General features: G+C 35.5%; 2 protein-coding genes. One reads left to right on the top strand and one right to left on the bottom strand.

Annotated features, from left to right (window positions below; all coding sequences use genetic code 11):
• Positions 1-924 precede the first annotated feature (924 nt).
• A complete protein-coding gene (gene bamA / locus HE1_RS03475) occupies positions 925-3,561 on the bottom strand; it encodes an outer membrane protein assembly factor BamA (protein WP_035544793.1) in 2,637 nt (878 codons plus the stop codon).
• A gap of 534 nt (positions 3,562-4,095) precedes the next feature.
• Here bamA and HE1_RS08900 point away from each other — a divergent pair.
• Positions 4,096-4,266 carry a hypothetical protein gene (locus HE1_RS08900; protein ID WP_162531237.1) on the top strand — a complete coding sequence of 57 codons (171 nt, stop codon included), beginning with the start codon at positions 4,096-4,098 and terminating at the stop codon, positions 4,264-4,266.
• The last annotated feature ends 122 nt before the right edge of the window (positions 4,267-4,388 follow it).

The raw sequence follows: 4,388 nt of genomic DNA, 5'->3' as shown, positions 1-4,388 counted from the left end.
TTTTCACTTTTTCTGCCCCACCCTTCTGTTTTTGCACATAGTTATATCAATGCCGCTTTCATCACTATATAACAAGACTTGGGTACGCTATATCTTGATCGATTTTTGATACTGACTTCGTTTTTCTTTACTTTGATTTTCTTGGCTTGGTTCCAAGTACGAAAAGTCTTTTTTTATAGCTTAGCCTAATCTTTTTAACCAGTAACCGATTGTACCCCAAATTCTCGAGAGGCTTTTTCAAGGTCATATCTTGTTTTTTTTGACGCACTCTTCAAGCTTTTCTAAGTCAATCTTTTTTTCTGAGCCATCACGCTTCTTAGGAAAATAACTGACTTCTTGTCTGAATTTTCTATGCCACCTGCCTATCACTGATCCACTTATTTATAGTTGCGATGCTTTAATATCCCCGTTCCCCTCATCTAAATATTCTATTACTCTTTGTCTTAAATCGTTGCTGTAGCTCTTTGTAATTTTTCTTTTATTTTAACAAAAAAATTACACCTAATTCAACCTGAATTACTATATCAAGTGTCGAGTTTTTATAAGCAACGCTCGCTTCAAAGCTTTCCATACCCTATTATGCCTAACTTTTAAGTCATTCTTCAAAAACATTCCTTTTATGAACTTATCTGGTTATTTTATGATGATTGCATATGCTGCATCCCTTAACGTTTTTTGGTCATCGCAAAATACTGATAACTTTTACTCAAAACCTAAAGTAATTATTAAATATAGAAAAATTTTTAAGCTTTTGTGCGAAAAATTACTTTGCTCAAGAAAAAGACTACGCATATACTTGTTACAACTTCTTATAGAAAGCTTTTAGATTTATCTATTTTTCGTGTTGGACTTTGTAGAACTGCTTACCTATTTACACATCTTTGGATTTATCACATTCACGAAACACGCAGAAATTCTTTTGTCTTAAAACGACTGTCCCCACATAAACAAAAAAGTCTGCGTTTGATCCCACCTTTGAAGCTGAAAAGGCTTTGCAAACAAGAAACCTATATTTCCCACCATGGGTAACATCCACATCAAACCAACACCATAAGAAGCGCGATTTTGAAATCCTTGACTCAAAATGTACGCACAATTATCTCGTTTCCCAAAAATCGAATCCCACAAAGATCCTGTGTAAGCAAACGCCACGGCTCGTAATGGAGTTTCCTTAGGAATACCCAAAAAATCTAACGCCCAATAAAGCTTTACCGAAGCAGTGTAATAACACCTTGCAAATAATGCATCTCCTGTACGCTCATCCCTTGGACCTAATCCAGAAAAACGAAATCCTGGAAATGAAAACAAGCCTAAAGTAAATTGATCCGAGAAACGCATATATCCCATTTTGTTAACAAAACCACCTTGCACTTCAAACTTTAGCAAAAACGTTCTTTCATCATTAAGGGGAATGTAATGACTAGCCATAACTATGTTTTTAAGACACTTAATTTCCCCTCCTACACCGTGAAGTACCGTACTCCATTGAATTCCGGTCCCGCTAACATATTCTCCGTTTTCAACATTTGCTCTTGCATAATCCAATTTATGTTCCAAAGAAGCGTTCAATACATTGTATCTCCCCCACATATTTTCAAGAATATATGGAGACATATAAGGAGAAAAATGGCTAATGTGGTCTGCATGCATGCTGTACCCCCATGACTGAGAAAGTTTTGAAGACAAAGGATAACGTGCATAAATATCCCCTCCTCCCGCGCTTTGCTTATAGGCTCCTTGACCTGAAAAATTTCCTTTTGTCGTGCTACGAAAACGATTGTAGAATACCGCCCCCCCTAACGTCAAATTACGACCAAAACAAAAAGGATTTGCCACACCAACACGAAAATCCATACCGTGCTGAGCAACCATACAGTTCAGGTTTCCGTATAGCGCACGTCCTAACAGATTACGCTCTTCTAACCCAATTTGCCCAATTATTCCATCTTGCGTACTGTATCCACCAGAAAATTTTACATCTCCTGTCCCTTTTTCTTTAACCTCAACGACAATATTTTGAATGTTAGGATGATCGGTGTAAACGGGTTTTACTTCCACGGATTCAAAAAAATCCATATTTTCTAAAAGTTCTTTAGAGTTATTAATTTTATTTATACTTAAAGGATCTCCTTCAGAAAACTTTAAAACACGTCGAAAAACTTCGTCGTTAGTTGCATAATTTCCCTTCATAAAAATTTTTCCAACATAAAGCACCGGGGCTTTTCGAGCCAAAAAACATAAAGCTATCTCTCTTTTCTGTTCATCTTTATCAATAACAGGACGCACCTCTACAAAAGGTAATCCCCTGTTCTCAAGCTCTTGTGCCATGCGAACGGATACTCTTTCTGGCATTTCCGCGTCAAAAATATCCCCTTTGCCTAGGGTAATGTGCGTCTCTAATCCTTTTAAATCTAAATCCTTAATTTCACTTTTAATTTTCACACCGGAAATACAGTATCGATGACCTTCATGAATACAAAAAGTAATATAAAAATGCTCTCTGTTTTTTGCTAACTGAGTGTGTGCTGTAACCTTGGCGTCAAGATACCCATTTCTATAATAGTGCTTACGAAGCAAATCACAATCGTACTCAACGCGAGCTTTATCATAACATTCTGCAGGGTCTCCTAAAATACGCCACCACCGACTCTCCAAACTGGTAATAACGTTTTTTAAAGCACGATCACTAAATGCTGGAGATCTAGAATCTATCAAAAAACGAATTTGCTTATTATAACTCTGATTCCCTTCTTTAATTTTAAATATCACGTTTACACGATTTTGCTTTAAACATTGAATAAAAGAACTGACTTTTACTGCATAATATCCTTTGTTACTATATATTTGAGTAATGCGCTTGACTTCGTTAGAAATAGATTCTTTAGAAAAAATATCTCTAGGCTGTAACGTTGCTTCTTCCTTTAAATCAGATCTTGAAATTTGACTATTTCCTTCAAACCGAACTTCCGCAATGGAAGGATTTTCCTGAACCTTAACGGTAAATATTTCTTTTTCTAAAGAAACAAAAACCTCTTTAAATAAACCACTGTTAAAAAGATTTTTTACAAAAACGTCTAAATCTTCTTGAGTACAATAAGAATGCTCTGGAAGATGATCTAAAATCGCTTGACGATCTACGCGATGAATTCCTTCTACCTTCACTTCTTTTATAATCTTCTTTTCTTTAAGAGATTCTCTTGAAGCTTTGTCTAAATCAATAAAAGTCCCTTGAAGATCTTGAACCTTTTCGTCAGGCTTGGACGGATGAAAAGACTCTAATGCTTCAGGAACTACACTATTTCCTTGAAGATCCTCTCCTTCTTCAGACTCTACTTTCGGTGGAACAGAAGGAAAGCTACTTTCAGGATAGATCTCTTGCACACCACTACTTTTATCATTTTGATGATTCTTTGAATGATTTTCTGTCGATTTTTCAGAATCCAAACCCTTAAGAATTTCCTTCTCATGCCCTGATGAAGAGGAAAGGTTTGCAGAATCTGCAGACCAGGCTTCTTGGATAAAGCTCAGCCCTAAAAAGAATATGATAGGTAGAATCTTCAAAATCTAAAGTTAACAAAGCACGTCTTTCCGAGATTATGCAGCCACTTTGAGAAAAAAACAAGACTTTTTAAAAAAAGATTCTAAAACAAATTACAGCTAGCGTGTTTAGGCTTAAGCTCCAGAACAAATGGCAACTTTTTAATCAAAAAAGAAAGAAATTGCTGCCTCATCAGAGTATCCCATTTGCAACTCTAATTAGCAAAAGGTTTATTATCTTTTTTTAATAGTGGCATTTTTGCATCTAGCGTTTATCTTTACTCTGAAGAACTTCATCTACTCTGTAATTCCCCATTTCGTCACAATCATTTGTTCCTGGTATTTTGATTGTGGTCTGTTTTATAGATTTTCGCCTAAAAATTTTATCCATTAAATCCTCAAAAAAGCTTACATTTGCAAAAGTTTCTAAACAATTTCAAGTTAGCATTAATGCTGTTGTAAGATATAGCTAAAACATCATAAAAAGAATATGAGAATAGAGATGGATAGAGTTATAATTATAATACCAAATCAAACTGAAAGTGTTGGACTAATGCGTTGAAAGTTGTCATTGACGCGGTCGACAAGATCCATGGCGATGCTGTTTCAGGTTTGGTCGAAAAAATTGCAGCATACTCTTGCAAAACTCTTTGGCAGAGACGAAAAATCGATTGTTGCGCACATGTTCATTCTTCTCTGGTTGGGGGGCTAGGGAGGCATAAGAGTTGAAAGTGTCAAAATAAATGTTTAACAGCATTGAAATCTCCTCCTGAAATAATAATTAATGTTTTAATAAAAGATTTCTTTAGATCTAATGTAAATTGAAATAATGGAATTTTGAAGCCATGCAG

It is taken from the genome of Holospora elegans E1 (assembly GCF_000648275.1).
GTDB lineage: Bacteria > Pseudomonadota > Alphaproteobacteria > Holosporales > Holosporaceae > Holospora > Holospora undulata_A.
Note: the sequence above shows the minus strand (reverse complement) of the source record. Positions and strands in the feature narration are given on the sequence as shown.